We start from the raw sequence: 19,776 nt of genomic DNA on the forward strand, positions 1-19,776 counted from the left end.
CACCGGCGCGGCAGGAACTGACGGCGCCACCGGCGCCACCGGCGCGACAGGCCCGACCGGCCCCACCGGCCCGACGGGCGCCACCGGCGCAACCGGCCCCACCGGCCCCACCGGCGCAACGGGCCCGACGGGTCCCACCGGCGCCACCGGCCCAGCGGGGCCGACCACCACCCAGCAGATCGTGGGCACCCCCGCGACTGCGCAGCCTCTGCTCGGCCCGGTCACTGCTACCGCGACCTGCCCGACCGGAACCGTTCTGCTCGGCGGTGGATACACCCTCAGCGGTGCCAGTGTGCTACAGGTCACCGACTCGAGCAGGGATTCCGTCAACCTCAATCAGTGGAACGTGACGGCCTTCGTTCCCGTCGGTGTTCTCTCCGGCACGGTAACGGCTGTCGCGGAATGCGCCCCCTGACGCGGAGGTACGACGCGGACATCCGTTGAGTCGGCCGGCCTTGGCCTGAAGCCACCGCGCTTCGTGGCCGGGGTCGGCCCTTCCCGTACAACGAGGCTGCGTACTCGACCGCCTACGACAAAGCTGCTGACAGACCAGAACCGGGACCGGTGACAACATGAGGCCGTCGATCTGCCTGTGCATGATCGTCAAGAACGAGGCGAAGGTCATCGAGCGCTGCCTTGCCTCCGTGGCAGACCTGGTGGATACCTGGGTGATCTCCGATACCGGCTCCACCGACGGCACCCAACAGCTGATCCGCTCGGCGCTCGACGGCATTCCCGGCGAACTCTGCGAAGAGCCCTGGGTCGACTTCGGCCACAACCGCACCGCGAACATCAAGCGCGCGCGGGGCAAAGCCGACTACCTGCTCCTGCTCGACGCCGACCTGGTGATTCGCCAGAACTCCGCCCTGCCCGCGCTGACCGCCGACGCGTACATGCTGCGCCACGAGGGCTCCACGTCGTACCGCATCAAGCGCCTCGTCCGGGGCGACGTCCCCTGGCGCTACGAGGGTGTCACTCACGAATTCCTGACAACAGATCAGGTGACGGGGCAGGCGAACCTCGATTCTCTCGTGATCCAGGACTTCGCGGACGGCGGGTCGCGAGGCGACAAGTTCGAGCGCGACGCGCGTTTGCTCACTGCGGAGTTGCGGCGGGATCCCGGCAACGCGCGGACCGTCTTCTATCTCGCGCAGACTCTGCGCGACATGGGACGGACGGAAGAAGCGATCGCCTTCTACGAGCAGCGCGCCCGCATGGGCGGCTGGGCCGAGGAGGTGTACTACGCGCTGTTGCAAGCCGGCGTCCTCAAGGCAGAGGACGCCGACTGGCCGGGGGCCATGGACACACTGGCTCGCGCGTGGGAGGTACGCCCGCAGCGCCTGGAGGCCTGCTACGAGCTGGTCTCCCGCCTGCGGACGATGGGCCGCCACCAAGCCGCGCACGCCCTCGTCTGTGCGACGCTGGACAGGGACGAACCGGACGACCTGCTGTTCATCCAGCCCTGGGTGTACCGCTGGGGCTTGCTGTTCGAGTTCTCGATCACCGCGTACTGGACCGGCGACCTGAAGGCTTCTCTCCGGGCCTGCGACCGCCTCCTCGCCATGCCGGACCTCCCCGACCTCTACCGCCGCCAGACCCTGGCCAATCGCGGCTTCGCCGTTCGCGGCCTCGCCTCAGTGCCGGACGACCAACGTCCCGCAGTATGTACGAGTAGCTGACAGAACGGTTCGTCCCGGGGTTCGCGTCCGTTCATGGTTCAGGTTTCAGGTACCTCACCAGGCCGGGGTCCGGAGCCCACTCGTGCCCGTCCGCCGGCCACCCCGTGTGAGCAGCGGGTTCGGCCGTTCTGGCATGCTCGGGGACATGACCGCCACCCCGCCGCCCGCCGCCCGCAACCGCGTCGGCGCCCATGTGCCGGTCGCCGCGCGCGGGCTGGCCGGGACGGGCCTGGCGTACGCGCGGCGGGTGGGCGCCGAGACGGTCCAGGTCTTCGTGGCCAACCCGCGGGGGTGGGCCACTCCCCCGGGCAACCCCGCGCAGGACGAGGAGTTCCGTACCGCCTGCGCCGAAGGCGGCATCCCGGCGTACGTGCACGCGCCGTACCTGATCAACTTCGGCTCGGACAGCGCGGCGACCAGGGAGCGCTCCGCCGAGTCGCTGCGGCACTCGCTGCGGCGCGGGCACGCGATCGGGGCGCTCGGCGTGGTGCTGCACACCGGTTCCGCGGTGGGCACCGCGCCGGACGGCGGTTCCCGGCGGGCCGAGGCGATGGCGCAGGTCCGGGCGGACGTACGGCCGCTGCTTGACGAACTGGACCGGCTCGGGGACGACGCGCCCTGGCTACTGCTGGAGCCCACCGCCGGGCAGGGCCGCTCGCTCTGCTCCCGGATGGAGGACCTCGCCGAGTACGTGGCCGCGCTCGACGGCCACCCCAGGGTCGGGGTGTGCCTGGACACCTGCCACGCCTTCGCGGCCGGGCACGACCTGGCTGCGCCGGGCGGGGTGAAGGAGGCGCTGGACACCCTGACGGCCGCAGCCGGCCCCGGCCGGCTGCGGCTGATCCACGCCAACGACTCGGAGGACGCGGTGGGCGCCCGCAAGGACCGGCACGCCAACATCGGCGCCGGTCTGATCGGCGCGCAGCCCTTCCGGGATCTGTTCGCGCACCCCGCGACCGAGGGTGTGCCGCTGATCGTGGAGACCCCGGACCGCAAGCACGGCGGTGACGGCACGGGCCATGCGATGGACATCGCGGTGCTGAAGGAGCTGCGGGAGGCGTCCTCCTGAGCCCCGCTCGGGCTGCCGGGCCCGGAGTGTGATGGCAGGCTGGGACGAGGATCGCGCCCCGGTGATCACTCGCCCCGGCGGATCCTTCCGCATGCAACCCTGCCCGCGGCACCGATTCCCCGCCGCGGGCAGCCAGCCGCCCACGAGGGGTCACCCGATGAGTCCGATGCGAAGACTGGCCGCGGTGCCCTGCGGCCGCCGCAGCAAGTGGATCGTCCTGCTGCTGTGGGTGGTGCTGGCCGTGGCGGCCGGACCGCTGGCGGGCAAACTGATGGACGCGGAGGACAACGAGGCCTCCAGCTGGCTGCCGGGCAGCGCGGAGTCCACCCAGGTGCTGGTCGAGCAGCGGAGCTTCCAGCCGGTGGACACCGCGCAGGCCGTGGTGGTCTACCTGCGGCCCAGCGGGATCACCGAGGCCGACCGGGCTGAGGCCACCAAGGACGCCGCAGCCTTCGCCGCCCTCCCCCACGTGGTGGGCAAGGTGGTCGGGCCGCAGCTGTCCGCGGACGGACAGGCGATGCAGACCATCGCGCCGGTGGACATCGGCTCCAACGGCTGGAACGACCTGCGCCCGGCCGTGGACAGCATGCGCGAGATCGCCTCCACCGACAGCCTGGGCATGATCACCCATGTGACCGGCCCGGCCGGGATCGGGGCGGACCAGGCGGAGGCGTTCGCCGGGATCGACGGCACCCTGCTGTTCGCGACGATCAGCGTGGTGATCATCCTGCTGCTGCTGACCTACCGCAGCCCGGTGCTCTGGATGCTGCCGCTGCTCTCCGCGGCCGTGGCGCTGGTCGCCTCGCAGGCACTGATCTACCTGCTGGCCAAACACGCCGGCCTGACGGTGAACGCGCAGAGCGCGGGCATCCTGATCGTACTGGTGCTGGGCGCCGGCACCGACTACGCGCTGCTGCTCACCGCGCGCTACCGCGAGGAGCTGCGCCGGCACCAGGACCGGCACGAGGCGATGGCCTTCGCCCTGCACCGGGCCGGCCCGGCGATCCTGGCCAGCTCGGCGACGGTGGTCGCCTCGATGCTCTGCCTGCTGATCGCCGAGATGAACTCCACCCGCGGCCTCGGCCCGGTGTGCGCGATCGGCGTCCTGGTGGCCCTGGCGGCGATGCTCACCCTGTTGCCCGCACTGCTGGTGATCTGCGGCCGCTGGGTGTTCTGGCCGGTCCGCCCCGCGTACGGGACGCCGGAGCCGACGCAGACCGGGCGCTGGGCGCACATCGGCGCCTGGATCGGCCGGCAGCCGCGCAAGGTGTGGATCGTGACGGCGCTGGCGCTGGGCGTGTGCTGCATCGGCCTGGTCTCGCTCAACGCCACCGGTCTGTCCACCGCGGGGACGTTCACCGGCAAGCCGGATTCGGTGAGCGGCCAGGAGGTCCTGGTCCAGCACTTCCCCGGCGGTACGGGCGCCCCGCTGACGGTGATCAGCGCCGCGGACTCGGCCGCCGTCGTCCGGGAGACCACCGGGACCACTCCCGGGATCTCCGGCACGACCCCGCCCACGACACACGGGGACCGGGCGCTGTTCCAGGCGATCCTGGCGGATCCGCCGGACAGCCAGGCGGCCAAGGACACCGTCGACCGGCTCCGCGCGGCCGTCCACGCCGTGCCCGGTGCGGACGCCCAGGTCGGCGGCAGCACGGCGGTGATCCTGGACGCCGGGCGGGCCGCCGCCAGCGACAACCGGGCGATCATCCCGCTGGTGCTGGGCGTCGTCCTGGTGATCCTGGCGCTGCTGCTGCGGGCCGTGACGGCGCCGGTGGTGCTGGTCCTGACGGTGGTGCTGTCGTACGCCGCCGCGCTCGGCATCAGCGCGTTCTTCTTCGAGCACGTCTTCCACTTCGACGGTGAGGACAACGCCTTCCCGCTGTTCGTCTTCGTGTTCCTGGTCGCGCTGGGCATCGACTACAACATCTTCCTGATGACCCGGGTGCGCGAGGAGGCCACCCACCGGGGCACCGCGGCCGGCGCGGTGGCCGGCCTCGCCGCGACCGGCGGCGTGATCACCTCGGCCGGACTGATCCTCGCCAGCACCTTCGCCGTCCTGGGCACGCTGCCGGTGGTCGGCTTCGCCGAGATCGGGTTCGCGGTGGCGCTCGGCGTCCTGCTGGACACCCTGGTCGTACGGTCGGTGCTGGTCACGGCTCTGACCATGGATCTGGACCGGCACATGTGGTGGCCGAGCGCCCTCGCCCGGATCCACGCGCCGCGCGACGCGCCCCGGGACGTGTCCTCGGACGTGACCTGACGCGGGGAGCGGGGGTGACCCGCCGCCGGGCTCGAACCTGACCTGACACGGGCTCCGGACGGCACGGCGAGCGGGGTGAGCGGCTCCGGATGGTGTGAGACGGGTTGTCACCATGCAGTTCCGGCCGAGTTCACGCACTGATCGTCCGTTGTCTTGTCGGGTGTGGCCCGGGCGGAGTTGACTGCGCGCACCCGTCGATTGACGGGGCCAGGACATCTCTCGCGGAGCCCTCGATGCCACTGCCAACCCCCCGTCGTAGCGCGCGCCTCGCCGCCGCCTGTGCGGCGGCCGCCGCGCTGCTCGCCCCGCTGGCCGCCGCTCCCGCCGCACACGCCGCCACCCCGACGGCCGGTGCGGCCGCACCCGCGGCGGCCGCACCGGCAGCCGTCCCCGGGCTCGACGTGCTGACGTACAACGTCTTCCTGATGAGCAAGAACCTGTACCCGAACTGGGGCCAGGACCACCGGGCCAGAGCCATCGCCGCGGCGGACTTCTTCCAGGGCCACGCCGTGGTCGTGCTCCAGGAGGCCTTCGACAACGCCGCCTCCGACCTGCTCACCTCGCAGGCCTCGGCCGCCTACCCGTACCACACGCCGGTGGTCGGCCGCTCGACCGACGGCTGGGACGCCACCGGCGGCAGCTACAGCTCCACCACGCCCGAGGACGGCGGGGTGACACTGCTCAGCAAGTGGCCGATCCTGCACCGCGAGCAATTCATATTCAAGGATGCGTGAGTGGAGTGGACACCCCCTCACCTTAGCGGACCTGCGGGTTCCCCCGTGGCGAGATAGCTAACCCCGTCAGATGCTGCGGAGGACGGCCTCGCACTCCCGGCAACGCCGATCGTGGAGCAACGGCGGGTACCACGGCTGGCCGGGGCCCGTCGGCCGGTACGGCTCGTGCTGCATCGCATCCGTGTCGAGCCCGCACAGCGTCCGCGGGCCGGGGTCTTCGGGGATGTCTGGATCGGCCGGCGCGGCGTGTACCCAGCGAACCTCCAGGGCGACGTCGACGACGTCCGGACCGATCCCGGGGTCGTCAGAGGGCTCCCGTTCCAACAGGATGATCACACTCGCCATGTTCTGATCCTCCACCAGGCTGGTGAGTGGTGCATGCCGGCGGCGGAGGGCTTGTGCCACTCAGCCGGTGCCACTGTTGGACGGCCCCCGCTGTCTCAGCAAGCCCGAGTTGCACCTGCTGTCTGTCGCAGTTCAGATAGATACATAGGATCACCGGCATTAACGGGAAATCGCACACAAAGAGAGACCTTTAGCCACATCCCGACAACCCGACCGTGCAACAAGGAGGAGTAACTATGACCATGGAGGAAATTGGACCTCAAGAGACATCCCGCACGAAGCGCCGATGGTTTCACTTCTGGAAATGGAGTCACTTTCAGTGGAGCTTAATTCTTCTCGCGCTTGCGGGTGGGCTCGGCATTGCACTAAGCGAATATCAGGCAGAACATGCCACAACGCAGGGCGGCTACGATCTACTGAAGATCATTGGAAGCCTCTGCGAGGCTGCACTAATTGCGGCAGTGATTGGCTTAGTTGTTGATCCGTACCTCAAGAAGCACTTGATCGGAGAACTCGGACCTGAATACTTCTGGGTCACTAAAGCAAGGAGCATCCCGCGCAACATTCGCGAAAAGGTAGAAGAGCTCGCCAGCCGCGCAGAATACCTGCGGCGCGTTACCTGGACGGTAAACTTCTCCTGGTGCGACCAAGCACATTGCGACATGCAGCAGCATTTGAAAGTAGACATACATACTGATGCGAACGGGTACAGTACAAACCCAGACGGATATACATTCAAGCCGTACCTGTGGATTGAGCCGGCAGACGAGCACCATGAATCACGGCACATGTCGCTAGAATTCCTGATCCCGACTCTCGATCGACAAGTAAGGGTGGGAGAAGGCAAGCTTCATGAAATCGTATCTTCAGATGACCCTGTCCAGGAATGGCTCCGCGTCGCCATGGAGCAGCTAAATCATCAAGCTCCCGTGGTCCCGCAGAATCAGACATTTGTGGTTCGACGAGACTCTGCCCTATATCCAACCGGAAATCTCTTACCGTTTAGGATTCGCTATATCACACAGGTTCATAAATTCGTGCTTACTGGGGAGGCACTGGAGAGGCTGCAGATCACATTTCACCACGCAACCGGCCAAGAGAAAGTATGCGAGGAGCGCCAGGAGTCAATTCAGGAGACCGCCCCCGAGATTACATTTCCGGGGCAAGTTACCGTTATCTCCTGGAGGGTCCTACCAGTACTACAACCAGTGGATGCGGCACGCCCTTCGGGGGTCACATCCACTACACCCACCGCTCCTCCATCCGGCAGCACAGAGCCCCCGCCATGACACCGCCAAGCGTCGTTGCGGGGGCTCTGCTCTGCACCGCTCCCCAGCGCTGCGCGCGACGTCAGGGAGGGGCGTCTGTGGCCCTGCCGCCCCGTGGGGGACGTTGACGGCAGGGCGGTCTAGTGGTGATCCCGGGGCCGGTACGGCTGCCGGGTCGCCCGGGGCCTCTCAGGCTCAGGCCCTGGGCACGGTAGTGGCCCCGTCGAACTGACCCACTCGTCACAGCGGAAGCAGAACCCCGCGTTGCTCTCAGGATCGAACGCGATTTCGTGGCGGCACAGTGGGCAGTTCATGGGCCAAACCTAGGCCGTGAGGCCCATCCCCCTGGCCGTCTCCGCGACCAGCGCCACCCAATCGGCTGACGCGAAGGTCACCACCTCATCCGGCCGCGCGGAGTCGCGCAGGGCGACCACGCCGGGGATGTTGTCGGCCACCTGCGGACAGTTGCCGATCCGCTTGTCTCGGCAGGCGAGGGTGACGAACTCGAACTCAGGACGTGCGGTCATTGCTTGTCCTTTCGTCGTACTGGATGGGGTCCCTCGCCCCCGTGAACAGCGCACAGCGGAAGCGAGAGGCTGCCCCGACCCTGGAGGCCGGGAGTTGAGTACCGCGCTACTTCGGCGGTTCGGCCGGCGGGTTGGGATTGCCGGACGGAGGCGGCGGGGGCGGTGCTCCCCCGACACCCGTCGGGTTGCTGCTCGGTTCCTTCTGCGGGGCCATCGCGGGCCCTTCCTCGTCGGCCTCCGCCATGTCGTCGGGGAACGGCGGGGCTACGGGATGTCCGGGCTTGCGCGTCGGACCTCGCGTGCCGCGCCTGCCCCCGGGCCAGCTCGGGCCCTTCGCGCCTGGCGGGGGTGTGTGGCTCATAGATGTACCTCTCTGGTGGTGCAACCCATCCCGACCATGGTGACCACATACCGGCGGCCGGGATGGGAGTTCTGGGCTACCAGCGCGTCCGCGCCTGACGATTGATCTCGCGGATGCGCTCCAGCAGCGATGCCCGCCGCTTGCGGTCCTCAGGCGGTAGCGGGCGGTCCACGTGTTCCTCCGGGGTGAGCGTGGGCCGGCGCTCGCGGATCGCTTCCACCTCGTCCGGTTTGTCGTCGGGGAAGGCCCACCACGACTCCAGCGGGTTCACCGGACGTCCCCCACAAGCGAGGGGCGCTCAAAAACACGCCATTGCTCCCACGCCTCGCTGAAGGTGCGCCATCCGCGGGGCTGGCCGTCAGGAAGCCTCAGCCACTGGCCACTCTGTTCGTTCGCCACGCGGTAGACCCCGGTGCCCGAATCCCATCGGACGCCGTATCCATGCAGCCTGATCGGCCCCTTCACGGCAGGGCTCGCACGACGTGCCCGGAGATCACCCGGGACTCGTCGGTCTCGTCCGCGGTGCCCGGCAGAATCCGTCTGGTGCACACCGCGTGGTCACGGATGAACTGTGCGATCGCCATCACGGTCTGCGCGTTGGCTCCGCCGAGTTGGACGTGTCCACCGTTCGCCAGACCCGTCGCGCAGTCCGGGGAGAGGGAGACAAGCGGGGGCAGCCCTGCAAGGCGGAGAGCGTCCACCAGAGCGTCGGCGGCCCTTGCCGCCATCTGCTCGTGCACGGTAATCAGCCGATCGTGCTCCGCGTCCAGCTCTGCCAACGACATCCGCCGCTCCTCTCCGTTGTTGTACGGAGATCGTGCCGCGACGACGGGGACGCCAACAGGGATGGAACGTCCCAGTTCTGAGCGTTAGTCAGCCACGCCAAGGATTCGTGCTAGCTTTCGCAATCCGGGCGGACGAGCGGTACCGGACCACAAGTCAGCCACGACCGCTACCGCGAGGGTGTGATGCCGCATCCACCCAGGTGCCACCCGCTGTAGCTTCTCCAGGGTCGCCACAGCCCCCGCAGCATCCCCGATGTCCGCATAGGCACGTGCTACGTCCAGTAGCAGCCAAGTACGCCACGAGGGCGGGGTGTCGGCACTGAGCCGCATCCCACGGGCGAGCCCCAACGCTTCCTCTGGCCTCGCGTGTTGAACCGCCAGGCGCACACGCTCGATCCGCACCGACGACCGATTGAAGACACTCACCATGCGGCCGTCAGCGGGCGCCAGCATCCCGGACAGTCGGCCGGTCGCATCTTCCGCCGTCAGCATCATCTCTGACGCGCCCTCGTAGTCGCCGCTACGAGCCGTGCTGGTGGCCGCAGACATGATCAGGCCGCCCCATACCCGCAAGCCTTCGCCGGTCGTCACATGCTCACGCTCGATCCCGTCCGCCACGTGCAGCGCCAACCCCTGTGCGTCCTCCAACCGGTTCTGTCGCTGGTACGCCCACGCCACCGAGTTGCTGACCATCGCCGTCAAGAGTGGGTCCTCTGCCGCGTCAGCCGCCGCAATTGCCCGCTCAAGACTGGAAAGACCAAGATCGGTTTTGCCCAGACGAATGGCCAGATGGCCTCCGAGCTGCAACGACTTCCCCAGTGCGTGCTGACCCTCCAGCCTTGCCCTTCCCGCACCCACGGCAGCTGTCAGCCGTGCATCGGCAATGATGCCAGGCAGCAACTCCATCACTCTGCCGAAGTCGGCGTTGTGGTAGAGCGTCCAAGCGTCGGCAATCTCCGCGCGGAGCAAGGGAAGGGACAGTGCATCTGCCCCGTCCGGAGCGACGGGTGGCGCGAACAGTGGGGGCATGATGGCCCGGCGGACGGCGATCAGCTCCGGCGGCTCCGCGTCGCCCGTGGACGGTATGGCAGGCGGGTCGCCGAGCAACGACGTGATCTCCACGCCCAGTCCCTTGGCCAACGCATGAAGAGTCGGCAGCCGAGCGGAATGCTTGCGCTTCTGCTCAAGCTTCTTCACCACGTCGGACGACACGCCGGACTTCTCTGCCAGTCCTTCCTGAGTGAGCCCCGCCAGGCGCCGCAGGCGGGCCAGCCGGTCTCCCAGATGCTCGTTAGCCATGCGGTCACCGTATGCCCTTCCTCACACCAACCCGACCCGCTCACGCCACCCGCCAGCGGGCAGGGGCGCCCGTTCTACGGCCCGCGGGGAGGAAGCCGGACCGTCGCAGGGCCCGCAGCGTCCCAACGTGCTCAGGGGCGTCTTGCAGTCGTCGCACACGCGGGTGCTGCGGGGTGCTGCGGGCTGCTTCGGGGTGACTGCCGTCGCCGCCTGCGTCGGGGGGTTGACGGGGATCAGCGCGATTCGTCGCGCGAGGACAGCCGCCACGCTCGTCCGGATCTTCGACGGGAGCGGAGCGGAGACGATGCTCATGAGCGCGCCCCGCGTCCAGCCAGCCGCGAGCAGACCCTCCACCATGGCGCCCTGGTCCATCAGGGGCTGCCCGGACAAGGCCATCTGCGGCTCGCGACGCCCGAGTTCGAGCAGCAGTTCCACGCCCTCTGTCGTCCGCGTCGGGCGGGCAGTTCGCGGAGCCGCCGCAGGCGGGCTCTGGCGGGGCGCTGACGGCTCATTGGGCACCTCCGCAACAACTACTCCATCCGTCCCGCCGAGCAGCGTGGAGAACGTCGCATGCGCCTCCGCGGCCTCCGTCGAGTCGACGTCTCCGGGCTCGTCCCAGAACTCCGGCTCCGGCGCGTCGTTGGACGGAGGGACGGACGGTCCCTTTCCCACGTCCTTAGCTGTCGTCCTTACCTCCAAGGGAGGGCTTCCCGGCTTCCCGACGGCTGCCTCTCCAGCTCCAGGGCGACCGGCGGCCGGGGATACGGGAAGCGGCGGCACCGTGTGCTGCGCTTTGCCCATCACCGGGACCTCGTAGACGTCGACCGTCGTCCGCACCTGACCCGTGAGCGGGTCGCGGGCGGTGTCGCGGACGTAGTGGCCGGCGCTCTCCAGTTCCCGGAGAGCGTTGGAGATGGCCGTACGGCCCTCACGCGACTTCGCGGCCAGCGTCCGGACGTCCTCCCGGGAGGCGTCGGGGAGGGAGAGGAGATAGCCCAGCAGTCCGCGAGCGCAGAACGACAGCTCGTGTTTCCGCAGGGTGCCGTTGCCCAGCACGGTGAAGTAGCGGGCGTGCTTGATACGATGGATGCGCACTGGGAGCCCCTAAGCTCTCGATGCCAGACCCCGGGGTGTTAGCGCACCGCCGGGGTTCTACGTGCTCGCGATCCTAGGGCTTTGTGTTGTGCAACACAAGCGTGGCGGCATGCGAAAGCCCCACCATCCGCGAGGACGACGGGGCCGAACCCCCGCTTACGCGGGGAGGTGTTGCCGGCCTTGCGGCCGCTTCCCAAACTCCGCACGGCTGACCCCCGCTTACGCGAGGAACACGACCGCAGAGTTTGACGCTCCAGGTCCATCCCCGGTTGCTCGGGGAAGTTTGTTGCGATTCTCAGCGACCCCGGAAGGGCTGCTGCCATGTCCTACCGAGCTGCCCCGGTCCGACGAGCGCGACTCTGCCACAGGGCGCTGACAGCCAGCAACCAGAAACGCAAAGGCCCCCCGTTCGAGTGAACGAGGGCCCCGCGGGTTGACTCAGATCAGCGCGTTCACTGGTGCGACGTCGGACCACAGGACGAGCTGCCTGCCGCCTTCCTCGCGCACCCTCAGAGGGTTCGTGGAGGAGACCCGCCGACGGTACAGCGTGGACGCGGCAACCCCTGCTCGTTTGGCGGCCTCCGGGATCGTCAGCCACTCGTTGGGGCGGGCCTTCGGCAGCCCCTTGCGCGGGAGCACCGCGCGTGCGGCCGGCACCTTGTTGATCTCCGGCTTCCACGCAGGCGCGGGGGCCGGCTCGTCTAGCTCCTGGAGGGGCGCCGCGTCTGCCGCGGGCTCCGCGTCCTCCGGCGGGTCGATGTGTAGCACGTGCGCCGCAACGAGGGGCGGCACCGCGGAGACGACGATCACGACGTACGCGGTTGGGCCCTTCGCGCCCGTCGTGAGGATGTGCTCCGTGATCTGCGCGGCAGTTGCGCCGAACAGCGCGTACAGTGCGCCGCGCGTCGCACGACCCGCCTTCCGCTTTGCGTCCGCTTCACCGGGCTGCGCACGCAACTTGCGCGCGACATCCTTGCTCTCCTTCGCGATGCGCGCGCCAATCGCGGCGTACATCGACATGACGGCCGGCATGAGCCACGCCACGCGCCAGTCCCAACCCGCGAGGATCGCGAGGGAGAACTCCCCCGGGGCGGAGAGTGCCAGTGCGGCGTAGAGAACGGCGCTCTGGCCGTGCTTGCGAACCATCCGGAGGTGCCAGGGGGCGGGGGTCATCAGTTCTCCTCAGCCCCGAAGGGCTCCATCTCGTCGACATCGACGGACAGCGGCATCTGGTCGGGGTCAGCGTCGAAGACAACGGCGTACCCCCATACGGCGCCGATCGGCAGTTCGGTGACGGTGCCGAGCGACCCGACGGGCAGCGTGAGCGCTCCCTCCCATGCGGCGCCGAACGCCACCGTGGACGAGATGCGGTCGCCGACGGCGATGGTGGGCGTCATGCTCTCTCCTCTTCGGTGTGCTCGTTGGTGGGCCATGCCTGACGGCATCCGTTGCTCTGGCAGCGCAGAGCGGCGGGGACGTCATCGGGAGTCCAGTGCGATCCGTCGTCCAGCAGCGACCGACCACACGCGGACATGACGCCCTCGCGCACCTGCCGGCCGTTCATATGGACCGCCTTGACGGAGCGGACGTCGGGGCGTGCGTACCAAGACGCGTCACGGGTTGCGGCCCACGGCGTGGCGGAGAGATCGTCGCTCATGCGTCCATCATCTCCCCTACGTGGAAGGTCAGTTCAGTTGAATGGAACTCGTCAGGCTTGCCGAAGGGCTTCCCGTCCAGGTGGACGGAGTACTCATTGCCCCAGTGACGCGACGGGAGGCCAACGACCGTACCCACGCGCCCGTTCCACGCGTCGTTCGTGACCACGCGTACCCGGACGCCCTGGTGGTAGACGATCGGCTCTTCCCCGCGCTCCGCGTACGTGCGCTCCAGGCCATCGCGGAGCTTCTGAATGAAGGCGTCGGAGCGCGCGGCGCACGGGATGCAGTAGTGCTGAAGCTTCTGGCGGACCGTCCCGCGGCTGATCCATCGCGTCGTGGTGGCCTCGTTGCGGCACGGGATCATCTTGTCCAGCTCGGTGCCGCCGGGCATCTGCGGGCACGGCTTGTACTTCAGTGCAACGCTCTGGCAGATCATGGCTACTCCGTTCTGGGTCGGGTGGCCGGGCCCTGCGTCCTCTACTCGCAGGACCCGGCGGGTGGTGCGGTCAGCTGTCCTTTTGGCCAGTCCAGTAGCACCAATGGCAGCCGGAGCCTTTGCACTCGGTGCAGCGGGCTGCGTAGATCTCCGCAACGGTCTCCGGGTCGGCCAACTGGCGGTTGGCCATGACGCTGACGTCCAGGCCTGCGTAGCACGGTGCCGGCTCGTCGTGGGACTCCTCCGGCTCGTCCGCGTTGCACTCCTGGCACGCGCCGTACGCCTCGTCGGGGTGCTCCGAGCAGACCTGACGGACGACGTATTCCGTGTCGGTGTCCTGGTCCTCCGCAGCGAAGTGTGCGGCGTGGTTTGCGGCGCTCATTGCGCAGTCGTAGACCACGAGCGAGCCCTCATCACCGAACACTCCGTACTCGACCCCGGGCGCACAGGCCGGGACGGTTGTTACGGCGGGCTCGGCGGAGACGTGGTGGTGATCGCAGCGCGGACGCACTGTCGGGAGCGGCGCCGAGAGCGAGGCCTCAGCCTTCGCCAGCTCCGGGTAGGCGCGACGGACCTGAGCCTCAGCCCAGGCGAACCGCTCGTTCGTCTCGGTGATACCAAACCCGTCGGCCCAGCCCTCAGTGAAGACGCCCCGCGCGTACATCTCGTCCCGGACCATGTCCCGAATCTGCCTGACGGTCAGCTTCGGCAGCTCGTCACTGTGGCGGAGCGCGGAGGCAAGGGCATTCGCCAGGTCTCCGGTGGTGGCGCGAAAGGTCACCCGCAGGTCAATCCGGTACTTGCCGTCCTTGCTTACGGTGGGCTTCGCCATTGCTGCACTCCTCTGCGTGAATCCTTCGCGTAGCTCCACTGTCCCACACTTGTGTTGCACAACACAAGTGCCCCGCATATCGATATGCGGGGCCGGGGCGCCGCCGGGTCCTCTACTCCCAGCGACGCCCCGCAGACGTCTCGCGTGACTAGCCCTGCCTGCGAGCCTCGAACTTGCGGCCCGGGTCCGTCAGGATTTCCCCGCCCCGCGTGCTGTAGATGGTGCAGCCTCGCCCGATCCACCACACGGACGCGACCGTCCAACTCTTGCCGTGGTGCTCGATCGTGTCCCCCTCCTCCAGGTCCCGCGCCTCACAGAAGCGGTGGACGGGGAGGGTTGAGCCGGGGGTGCCGTCGCGCCAGTGCCACGGACGGCCCGGGGAGCCAATCGGGGTGGACTCGTGCGCGGGTGTCTCCGGGTGCGGCGCCAGGACGCAAGCGAGCGCCTTCGATGCCCCGGGCGGGGTGAACGTGGCGGTGCACTGCGGATCCCCCATGGGGCCGGGCGACGGTGCGCACACCATGCAGACGTCGGCCCCAGCCGGAATATCGGAGCGCTTGACCATGGGACGCGGCAGCGAAACCGCCCGCCCCCAAATCGTCGCTCCGCACGCAGCGTCCGTCAGACTGACGGCCCGGTGATACCCGCTGCCTGCACTGCTCAACGTCACCCACTCCTCCGGCTGGACGCCGAGCTGCTGACGGATCACGGCAGCCGCGGAGAGCGTGAGCGCGACACGCCCGCCCGTGTCGGAGGCGACGACGTTCTCAGAGCCGTCAATGTCGGCCAGCTGGTCCGCGAGGGCCAGGACGTCCGCCTCCGGGACGCCGGCCTCCGTGGTGATGGTGGAGACGGAGACGGGCCCCGCTGCCGACTGAACGATCCGGTGGACGCGCCCAATCAAGAAACGCGGACCGGCCGCCTCCGCCAGCTCCCCGATCACCTCCCACCCCATGCCGCGCAGCTCCGCCACAAGGTCCCTGTCCCCGTCGAACGGCAGGTTCGCCGCCTGCGTCGGGACGCTGCCGGACTCGCTGAAGATGCTGATCATGTCGCGCCGCTCGGTTCCTCCGCGCGGGGTACGCACGAAGCGGTCGATCTCGACGCGGTACCCCGGCTTGGGCATGCCCTTCGTCGGGCATCGGTGCGACCAGTCGGCCCGTCGGATGACGGCCCGCTTGCCGAGACTGTTCGACTCGCAGTCGATGGTGATCGTCTTCTCGGTCACCTTGACCACGGTTCCGGTGCGGGTGATCTCGCCGACGCCGCCGTAGCCGTTGTCGTTGGTGACGAAGCGGATGCCGTCACCGATCTCGAAGGCGTTGAACGCGGCCGGCTGGTAGGTCTGTTCCTGCGTCATCTCTCTGCTTCTCCTGTGTCGTCTCTGCTTCTTCAGTGCTTCGGCGCCGGCCCCGCGTCCTCTACTCGCAGGGTCGAGCGGGTAATCAGCCTGCGGAGCGCCGTACGCCCGGCGGATAGCCTCCGTAAGGCGCCCACGTGCGCCGTGCTTCGACGGCTGGTAGTCGTCGCCCAGCGCTTCGAACTCTTCGGCGACGTTGACAACGTCACGGCGGGTGTCCCCGGTGTCCGTGTGGCGCGGGCCGTTCAAGTCGTCCAGCCAGTAGACCCGGAGCGTCCAGCCCCGCCCTTCACGCTGGACGATGTAGGAGTACGTCACGCCACGCGCGTAGTAGCGCCCGGGGTAGGTGCAAGTGAACTTCATCGCTCGTCAGTCACAATCCGGCGGAGCTGCAACTCCGCCTGCTCACCGCCGGTGATCTCCGACGCCGCGAAGTGCAGGTGCTGCCCACAAGCGAACGACGCCATGGCCTCCGGATCGCCAACCAGGGTCACGGCCCAGACGGCACGACAGCAGCAATGCCCGCGGTTCCCGCCGTCGCACTGCACCCTGCCCATCATGCTGCGAGCCGACGACGGGCCACGCGGTTCATGCCCCGGAAGCTGCGCGCGTTGGACAGCGCGTTGACGAAGTTCTTGTTCCAGCCGCGCGGGTCGGTCTGGTCCTCGTAGATCTGCTCGCCGAGCGTGGCCAGCTCGTCGCCCGTCATGTTGTAGAAGCGAGCCCGGTACGTCCAGTACTCTTCGCGGTCCGTCAGCGCCACGACGTCCGTGGAGAGGATGGCCAGCTTGCGAACCCACATGCGGACGGTGCGGACGTTGGCGTCACCCCAGACGGTGCCCGCGTCGCGGCTCAGGATCACGTCGACGAACTCCCGCGTGATTGCGCGGCCAGCCTCGCGGGCGGCAACCACAGCCTGAAGGGCTGCCGTCTTGGCCTTCTCGGTGGCAGTGGCCGCACCGGTTTGCACCTTCGCAACCTCCTTCGCCGGTCGCTCGACCGTCTCCGGCGTCGGATGCCAGCTGCCGTCAGCGTTCACCTGGAACAGCTCGAACTTCGCGATTCGGTTGACGATGTAACGTTCCGTGTCGAAATCGTAACGGCGCCCCGACTTCACGGTCTTCGTGACCTTGCGCGCCTCTCGCGCACTGGCGACCTCCAGGTGGTCCGCCCCCTCCGCCCCGGGAGCCAGCCGGAGAACACAGCCCTTGGCGTTGAAGGCGCGGATTGCAAAACGGTTCACTGACGATCTCCCCTGCGTGAGTCCTTCGCGTAGCCCTACCGTCTCACACTTGTGTTGCACAACACAAGTAGCTGCCACGGTCAGTACAGCTCGCCCATCTCCCACCCGTCCCCCGACGTCGGGCGCTGGCGCTCCACGTCCCGTACCGCCTCCATCAGCCGGCGGGCGACTGCTCGGGCCTCTGTGGGGGTCAGCTCGTCCCGGCATCCTCCGATGCTGATGACGACGACGCCTGCACCGCGCTGCACTCGAACGGCCATGGATGGCTCCCTTCAGAAACGGCAAAGGGCCCCTGCGCCTCTACTCGCAGGGGCCCCATGGGGGTTGATCAGGCGCTCTCGCCGAGCAGCCACTCAGCCAGGCGGATGATGCGCTCTTCCGCCGGGACGGCGCTGGCGAACGGGCTGGCGCTGCCGATCAGCAGTTCCCGCGCCTTCACGGCAGCGCCGTGGCGACGGGCGACATCGGCTGCGTCCGCAGCGTCCTGTGCGGCGGAGACGGCGATGTGGTCGGCCAGTTCAGGATCCTCGTCGGGCTCGTCGATCAGGCGGACGGAGTGGCACCAGACGCCGGACGAGACTCCGTCGATGTCCGCCACGAGGTACGGGTAGCGGTCCTGCCCGCTGATGTCGACCTTGACGACCAGCCCAGTCTTGCCGTCCAGGCGGCTGGACTCGCCGTCCGGTTCCTCTGCGACGACCACCACCCGGTCGCCGACCTTGATCGACGCGGGAGCAGTGACCTCGCCGAGGATCACCGTCAGCTCGTCCCGTAGCTGCCGGGTCTCGTCCGGCGTGAGGTGGGCGTGTCCGCCCGTGCAGATGTACGCCCCGCGCTCGTAGGAGACGGAGGGTTCCACCCGAACCTCGCGTGCCGGGTTGTCCGTGTCAGTGGTGCGGATGACGGTCAAGATCTCTCCTCTGTCAGTTCTTCAGGCCTGCCGGTCGACGGACCCCCGCATATCGATATGCGGGGCTACCGGAGCAGGCTCTCCACGTCGTCCCGACGGTCCGCATCGTGGTAGTCGTCCCAGGCAGCGCGGCTGTCTTCGTCCAGGTCAGAGGCCTCGTCCGCACGGACGCCGGCCATGTCGTAGGCGTCCAGGGAAGGGAAGTTGCGCATCAGGCGTGCCTTTCGTCGGGGAGGGTCGTTTGGTATACGTGGACGTTTCACGCGGCTGCGGGCACGGCGACGCCGAGAGCAGTGCGCGCCTGCCGGATCCCGTCCCACCGGATGCGGCGGACGCGGGTGGGGCCGACGTTGCCGAGGTGCCCGCCGATCTCGCGGTCTTCCATGGGCGGCATCCCGACGCCGTAGGTAGCACGCAGAACAAGCGCGCGACGGGCCGTGATGGACGACAGGGCGTACTCCGCAAGATCCCGCGTGACGGCCGCGCCGCTCACGGTCTCCACGTCGGGGATGGTGTCGGCCAGGGTGGTGCCGCCGGGCTCGTCACCGTCTACGGGACGGTCCAGGCTCTCCATCGGACTGAGCGCCTCCCGGGCGGCGCTGAAGGTTGCGCGCGTCAAGGACCCGGCCTGCGCGAGGGCGAGTGCGTACGCCTCGTCAACGTCGCCGCCGGCACGGGCGAGAGCGCGGCGGACGATCAGAAGGGTGCTCGGCTCCACGGTGAAAGCGGCCGTCCTCGTCCAGGCGGACGTCACCGCGTTGCGGACCGCGGACCACGCCTTCGTCTGGAGCTGACCGGGCCCGTCCGTGGTGAAAGAGGCCACGCAAGTGATCAGCGCGAATCGCGCCTCTTGCATCAGGTCTTCGACGTCCTCCGGCAACGCCTGGCCGGCCGTGACGGTACGGACGATGCTCATGAGCATGGGCTCCAGGTCCGTGACGATGCCCCACATTGCGTCCTGGTCGCCGGTCTTCGCGGACTCGATGCGGTCGGCGGAGATGATCACGTTAGCCATGAGGCGCTCCCGGTGCCTGGAGGGTGTGCCGTGGTTACTGGGGAATCCGAGGCATCCGTTTGCCCCTCTAGATGTGACGTGGATCACATGAATGAGCGCGCCTCGGGCCATGCGCTCCCGCGGCAGTGACCAGTACGGTCAGCACTCACGCGGGAGGGGAAATGCAGAGGGCCCCCGCCGGATCTCTCCGTGCGAGGGCCCCTCAGTCAGGCGCTCCGCTCGATAGGCGGGGTTCCGGTGGCTCTGTGGTCCGTCAGACAGTGAACGATCAAATCGGACTTTGTTGCCACGTCGACGTCGTGGCGCGCGTCTATCGAGTCCTCCCAGCCAGCTACGACGAGCAGCCCGTCAGTCCCCCAGAGCCAGCGCACTTCCCGGTCCGCGATCGGCACGTGCAGCTGCTGTGCCACCCATGCCAGATATTGTCGGTCGGCCGCTGTTTCCATTGGTCCGGTCAGGTACACCACACTCGTTGCAATCAGCCTCCGCGTCGCCAACTGCTGCACCTGCGGCCCCCTTTTGTGCGGTAGGCTCCCCCTCCCATCCGGAGAGAGCCCGATCCAGTGCCGCCACTACGCCCTTGACGTGCGCAGCCGCGATCGTGATGTGCTGTATGGCCGTGGCTAGCTCGTCAGTGACGACCAGTCGCGCGTCATCTAGCGCTATGTCCTCGGTGGGACGTCCGGGGCCGGCGCTCCCGCGTCGACCGGTGTGGTCGGGGTCGGCCGGCGGACGCTGCCCGCGCTGGTCGGCCACGGCGTCGCAGAGATCAGCCAAATGGCGCACCTCAGCCAGGTCGTGCAGCAGCACTCCCGCCAGCGCCTCCACCCGCTGAGCTGGAGTGACGTGTGATGGACTGTAGGTCATGGGCGCCTCTCGTACAACGGAAACTCGTTC

At 68.4% G+C, this 19,776-nt stretch carries 23 protein-coding genes and 2 pseudogenes; 6 read left to right on the forward strand and 19 right to left on the reverse strand.

Going from position 1 to position 19,776, the window contains the following annotated elements:
- The 5 genes and pseudogenes from ACIBH3_RS08540 to ACIBH3_RS08560 form a co-directional block, all read left to right on the forward strand.
- Positions 1-415, forward strand: a pseudogene (locus ACIBH3_RS08540) (hypothetical protein); the annotation flags it as partial.
- Between the two features lie 181 nt (positions 416-596).
- The gene (locus tag ACIBH3_RS08545; RefSeq protein ID WP_396311159.1) at positions 597-1,679 is read left to right on the forward strand and encodes a glycosyltransferase; all 1,083 of its coding nucleotides are present in this window, start codon (positions 597-599) and stop codon (positions 1,677-1,679) included.
- 145 nt (positions 1,680-1,824) lie between these two features.
- Positions 1,825-2,748 carry a deoxyribonuclease IV gene (locus tag ACIBH3_RS08550; RefSeq protein WP_396311160.1) on the forward strand — a complete coding sequence of 308 codons (924 nt, stop codon included), beginning with the start codon at positions 1,825-1,827 and terminating at the stop codon, positions 2,746-2,748.
- Positions 2,749-2,905: 157 nt separating this feature from the next.
- Positions 2,906-5,011 carry an MMPL family transporter gene (locus ACIBH3_RS08555; protein ID WP_396311161.1) on the forward strand — a complete coding sequence of 702 codons (2,106 nt, stop codon included), beginning with the start codon at positions 2,906-2,908 and terminating at the stop codon, positions 5,009-5,011.
- A gap of 233 nt (positions 5,012-5,244) precedes the next feature.
- Positions 5,245-5,742, forward strand: a pseudogene (locus ACIBH3_RS08560) (endonuclease/exonuclease/phosphatase family protein); the annotation flags it as partial.
- A 69-nt stretch (positions 5,743-5,811) separates the two neighbouring features.
- Here ACIBH3_RS08560 and ACIBH3_RS08565 read toward each other — a convergent pair.
- On the reverse strand, positions 5,812-6,090 hold the full coding sequence (locus ACIBH3_RS08565) for a hypothetical protein (protein WP_396311162.1): 279 nt from the start codon (positions 6,088-6,090) through the stop codon (positions 5,812-5,814).
- Between the two features lie 236 nt (positions 6,091-6,326).
- Here ACIBH3_RS08565 and ACIBH3_RS08570 point away from each other — a divergent pair, with 236 nt between their 5' ends.
- Positions 6,327-7,379, forward strand: a complete 1,053-nt coding sequence (locus tag ACIBH3_RS08570) for a hypothetical protein (protein ID WP_396311163.1) — start codon at positions 6,327-6,329, stop codon at positions 7,377-7,379.
- A 302-nt stretch (positions 7,380-7,681) separates the two neighbouring features.
- Here ACIBH3_RS08570 and ACIBH3_RS08575 read toward each other — a convergent pair whose 3' ends face one another.
- From ACIBH3_RS08575 to ACIBH3_RS08660, 18 genes are all read right to left on the reverse strand, one after another.
- Entirely contained in the window at positions 7,682-7,885 is a 204-nt protein-coding gene (locus ACIBH3_RS08575) for a DUF397 domain-containing protein (RefSeq protein ID WP_396311164.1), read from the reverse strand.
- Between the two features lie 437 nt (positions 7,886-8,322).
- The gene (locus ACIBH3_RS08580) at positions 8,323-8,517 is read right to left on the reverse strand and encodes a hypothetical protein (protein ID WP_396311165.1); all 195 of its coding nucleotides are present in this window, start codon (positions 8,515-8,517) and stop codon (positions 8,323-8,325) included.
- A gap of 190 nt (positions 8,518-8,707) precedes the next feature.
- Positions 8,708-9,031: a hypothetical protein gene (locus tag ACIBH3_RS08585; RefSeq protein ID WP_396311166.1), complete on the reverse strand. Its 324-nt coding sequence runs from the start codon at positions 9,029-9,031 to the stop codon at positions 8,708-8,710.
- Positions 9,032-9,115: 84 nt separating this feature from the next.
- Positions 9,116-10,330, reverse strand: coding sequence for a helix-turn-helix domain-containing protein (locus ACIBH3_RS08590; RefSeq protein WP_396311167.1), 1,215 nt, complete (start codon positions 10,328-10,330; stop codon positions 9,116-9,118).
- Between the two features lie 21 nt (positions 10,331-10,351).
- Complete coding sequence (locus ACIBH3_RS08595; RefSeq protein WP_396311168.1) at positions 10,352-11,425, reverse strand: hypothetical protein; 1,074 nt, start codon at positions 11,423-11,425, stop codon at positions 10,352-10,354.
- Between the two features lie 438 nt (positions 11,426-11,863).
- On the reverse strand, positions 11,864-12,598 hold the full coding sequence (locus tag ACIBH3_RS08600; RefSeq protein WP_396311169.1) for a hypothetical protein: 735 nt from the start codon (positions 12,596-12,598) through the stop codon (positions 11,864-11,866).
- The gene (locus ACIBH3_RS08605; protein ID WP_396311170.1) at positions 12,598-12,822 is read right to left on the reverse strand and encodes a hypothetical protein; all 225 of its coding nucleotides are present in this window, start codon (positions 12,820-12,822) and stop codon (positions 12,598-12,600) included. The genes ACIBH3_RS08600 and ACIBH3_RS08605 overlap by 1 nt, the downstream gene beginning before the upstream one ends.
- A complete protein-coding gene (locus ACIBH3_RS08610; RefSeq protein ID WP_396311171.1) occupies positions 12,819-13,082 on the reverse strand; it encodes a hypothetical protein in 264 nt (87 codons plus the stop codon). The genes ACIBH3_RS08605 and ACIBH3_RS08610 overlap by 4 nt, the downstream gene beginning before the upstream one ends.
- Positions 13,079-13,519 carry a hypothetical protein gene (locus ACIBH3_RS08615; RefSeq protein WP_396311172.1) on the reverse strand — a complete coding sequence of 147 codons (441 nt, stop codon included), beginning with the start codon at positions 13,517-13,519 and terminating at the stop codon, positions 13,079-13,081. Before ACIBH3_RS08615 ends, ACIBH3_RS08610 begins: the two co-directional genes overlap by 4 nt.
- 70 nt (positions 13,520-13,589) lie before the next feature.
- Positions 13,590-14,351 carry a hypothetical protein gene (locus tag ACIBH3_RS08620; RefSeq protein ID WP_396311173.1) on the reverse strand — a complete coding sequence of 254 codons (762 nt, stop codon included), beginning with the start codon at positions 14,349-14,351 and terminating at the stop codon, positions 13,590-13,592.
- 148 nt (positions 14,352-14,499) lie between these two features.
- The gene (locus ACIBH3_RS08625) at positions 14,500-16,029 is read right to left on the reverse strand and encodes a hypothetical protein (RefSeq protein ID WP_396311174.1); all 1,530 of its coding nucleotides are present in this window, start codon (positions 16,027-16,029) and stop codon (positions 14,500-14,502) included.
- A gap of 41 nt (positions 16,030-16,070) precedes the next feature.
- Positions 16,071-16,205 carry a hypothetical protein gene (locus tag ACIBH3_RS08630; RefSeq protein WP_396311175.1) on the reverse strand — a complete coding sequence of 45 codons (135 nt, stop codon included), beginning with the start codon at positions 16,203-16,205 and terminating at the stop codon, positions 16,071-16,073.
- A gap of 62 nt (positions 16,206-16,267) precedes the next feature.
- The gene (locus ACIBH3_RS08635) at positions 16,268-16,954 is read right to left on the reverse strand and encodes a hypothetical protein (RefSeq protein WP_396311176.1); all 687 of its coding nucleotides are present in this window, start codon (positions 16,952-16,954) and stop codon (positions 16,268-16,270) included.
- A gap of 80 nt (positions 16,955-17,034) precedes the next feature.
- Positions 17,035-17,214: a hypothetical protein gene (locus ACIBH3_RS08640; protein ID WP_396311177.1), complete on the reverse strand. Its 180-nt coding sequence runs from the start codon at positions 17,212-17,214 to the stop codon at positions 17,035-17,037.
- Positions 17,215-17,282: 68 nt separating this feature from the next.
- Positions 17,283-17,864, reverse strand: coding sequence for a hypothetical protein (locus ACIBH3_RS08645; RefSeq protein ID WP_396311178.1), 582 nt, complete (start codon positions 17,862-17,864; stop codon positions 17,283-17,285).
- 65 nt (positions 17,865-17,929) lie between these two features.
- Entirely contained in the window at positions 17,930-18,076 is a 147-nt protein-coding gene (locus ACIBH3_RS08650) for a hypothetical protein (protein ID WP_396311179.1), read from the reverse strand.
- 47 nt (positions 18,077-18,123) lie between these two features.
- The gene (locus tag ACIBH3_RS08655) at positions 18,124-18,879 is read right to left on the reverse strand and encodes a hypothetical protein (protein ID WP_396311180.1); all 756 of its coding nucleotides are present in this window, start codon (positions 18,877-18,879) and stop codon (positions 18,124-18,126) included.
- Between the two features lie 206 nt (positions 18,880-19,085).
- Entirely contained in the window at positions 19,086-19,385 is a 300-nt protein-coding gene (locus ACIBH3_RS08660; RefSeq protein WP_396311181.1) for a hypothetical protein, read from the reverse strand.
- Positions 19,386-19,776 lie beyond the last annotated feature (391 nt).

The sequence above is a fragment of the Kitasatospora sp. NPDC050543 genome, assembly GCF_044457565.1.
Taxonomy (GTDB): Bacteria; Actinomycetota; Actinomycetes; order Streptomycetales; family Streptomycetaceae; genus Kitasatospora.